At 67.9% G+C, this 2,583-nt stretch carries 2 protein-coding genes; both read right to left on the reverse strand.

Translation table 11 applies throughout. The features are described from left to right. Window positions 1-1,042 (reverse strand): AMP nucleosidase (locus tag D3H34_RS31665; protein WP_119558758.1); only part of this gene is annotated, 1,042 nt, incomplete at its 3' end. Between the two features lie 3 nt (window positions 1,043-1,045). Further along, window positions 1,046-2,583, reverse strand: a 1,538-nt coding sequence (locus tag D3H34_RS31670) for a sensor domain-containing protein (protein WP_119558759.1), incomplete at its 5' end; no start/stop codon positions are given.

Genomic DNA, 2,583 nt, shown 5'->3' on the forward strand with positions numbered 1-2,583 from the left:
TCGGCACCCACAGCGGCAGTTCCTCGTCGAGCACGTGGTCCTCGCGCACATAGGCGTGGGCCAGCACGTAGTCGCCGAGCTGCTGGCTGTTGCGCAGGCCCGCGCAGTGGCCCAGCATCATCCAGGCATGCGGGCGCAGCACGGCGATGTGGTCGGTGATGGTCTTGGCGTTGGCCGGGCCGACGCCGATGTTGACCATGGTGATGCCGCTGCTGTCGGCGCGCACCAGGTGGTAGCCGGGCATCTGCGGCAGGCGCGGCGGCGGGCTGCCGAGTTCGTCGACGGCTTCGGCGGGCAGGCCGGCGCGGCGCGTGACCACGTTGCCGGGCTCGACGAACGCGCAGTACTCGCTGTCGGGCCTGGCCATCTCGGCATGGCCCAGGCGGATGAACTCGTCGATGTAGAACTGGTAGTTGGTGAACAGCACGAAGTTCTGGAACCACTCGGGCGCGGTGCCCGTGTAGTGGCGCAGCCGGTGCAGCGAATAGTCGACGCGCGGCGCGGTGAACAGCGACAGCGGCAGCGCGCCGCCGGGCTGGGGCTGCCAGGTGCCGTTGGCGATGCCGTCGTCCATGGCCTCGAGGTCGGGCAGGTCGAACACATCGCGCATCAGCATGCGGCGCTCGGCCGTGAGCGAGCCTTCGATATGGTCGTTCTCGGCGAACGAGAAGTGGATGGGAATCGGCTTGTCGCTCAGGCCCACTTCGAAATCGACGTCATGGCTGGCGCGCAGCAGGCGCAGCTGTTCGGCGTAGTACTCGGCGAACAGATCGGGCCGCGTGAGCGTGGCTTCGTAGGTGCCCGGGCCTTCGACAAAACCGTAGGCCAGCGTGGTGTCGGCGCGCGCCACGGTGTGGGTATGGACCCGCACCTTGGGGTAGTACGCATGGATGGGCGACGACGGCGTTTCGCCGGCGACAAAGCGCTGCATCGCGTCGCGCAGGTGCCCGACCTGCTCGCGGTAGAGCTGCTGAATGTGGGTGAGCGCCTGCTCCGGAGTGGTGTGCCGCGTGATGGCACGGTCATGTGTGAACTGTTCCATGGCCTATTGTGCCTGCTGCGGATGACAGTAATCTTTCTGCCATTGGAACGCCTGCTCGGCCGCCATCGGCGGCGCGATGTGGTATCCCTGGGCCATCTCGCAGCCCAGCGTGCGCAGCAGCGCCATCTGCGCGGCGGTTTCCACGCCTTCGGCGACGGTGCGCAGGCGCAGGCTCTTGGCCATCTGCACGATGGCCGTGACGATGGCGGCGTCGTCGTCGTTGCCGGGCAGTTCGGCGATGAACGAGCGGTCGATCTTGAGCTGGTGAATGGGATGGCGCTTGAGGTAGGCCAGCGACGAGTAGCCGGTGCCGAAGTCGTCGATCGCCAGCTGCACGCCCTGTTGCTGCAGCGCGTGCAGCGTGCGCTGGACCTGGGCGTCGGAATGCATCAGCGTGCTCTCGGTGAGCTCGATGTGCAGCAGCTGCGCGGGCAGGCCGGTTTCCTTCAGCACCGCGGCGACATCGCTGGCCAGATCGGCGTGGCGGAATTCCTGCGCCGACATGTTGACGGAAACGGGCACGCGCGGCATGCCCCGGGCATACCAGGCGCAGGCTTCGCGGCAGGCCTGGCGCAGCACCCAGCGGTCGATGGCGGTGATCAGGCCGCGGGCCTCGGCCAGCGCCACGAACTCCTCGGGGCTGACCAGTCCGCGCTCCGGATGGCGCCAGCGCACCAGGGCTTCGAAACCCGCGAGCGCGCCGTCGTCGGTGCGCACCTGGGGCTGGTAGTGCAGCTCGAACCCGCCCAGCGCTATCGACTGGCGCAGCAGCTGCTCCTGGTTGAGCATGCGGCTGGCCCGGCTTTCGAGCGCGGGCGTGTAGAACTGGAAAGCCTCGTGGCCATTGTCCTTGGCCAGGTAGCGGGCCGCGCCCGCATTGCGCAGCAGCGTTTCGACGCTTTCGCCGTCTTCGGGAAAGATCGCGATGCCGATCGCGGGCGCGATGACCAGCTGCTGCGTGGGCATCTGGCAGGGCATTTCGAGCAGCGCGACCATCTGCCGGGTAATCAGTTCGGTTTCGGCGCGTGTCGTGCCGCCGGCGAGCACGACGATGAATTCGTCGCTGCCCGCGCGCGCCACCAGATCGGTGCCGCGCACGCAGCTGCACAGCCGCTGGGCGACTTCGCACAGCACCTGGTCGCCGGCCTGGTGGCCGAGCGAATCGTTGATCGCCGAGAAATGCTTGAGGTCGAGGCTCAGCACCGCCACCGCGAGGTTCTCGAGGCGTGCGCGCGCTATCAGCTGTTCGAGCTGCTCGCTCAGATACCAGCGGTTGGGCAGGCGGGTCAGCGCGTCATGCTCGGCGAGAAAGCGCACCTGGGCCTGGGCCTGCTGGTGCGCCGTGATGTCGCGGATCACGACCAGGCGGAAGTCCTGCGAGCCTTCGCCGTGCGGCATGGGCAGGCCGTCGATTTCGACGGGAATGCTGCGGCCGTCCTTGTGCCTGACCGTGGCCTTGTAGGAGGCATTGCGCTTGCTCTGGATGGCGTCGAGCGCCACCGGCCAGAACTCCTTGTCCAGGTACTGCAGCGCCGGCTGGC

The sequence above is a fragment of the Acidovorax cavernicola genome, assembly GCF_003581445.1.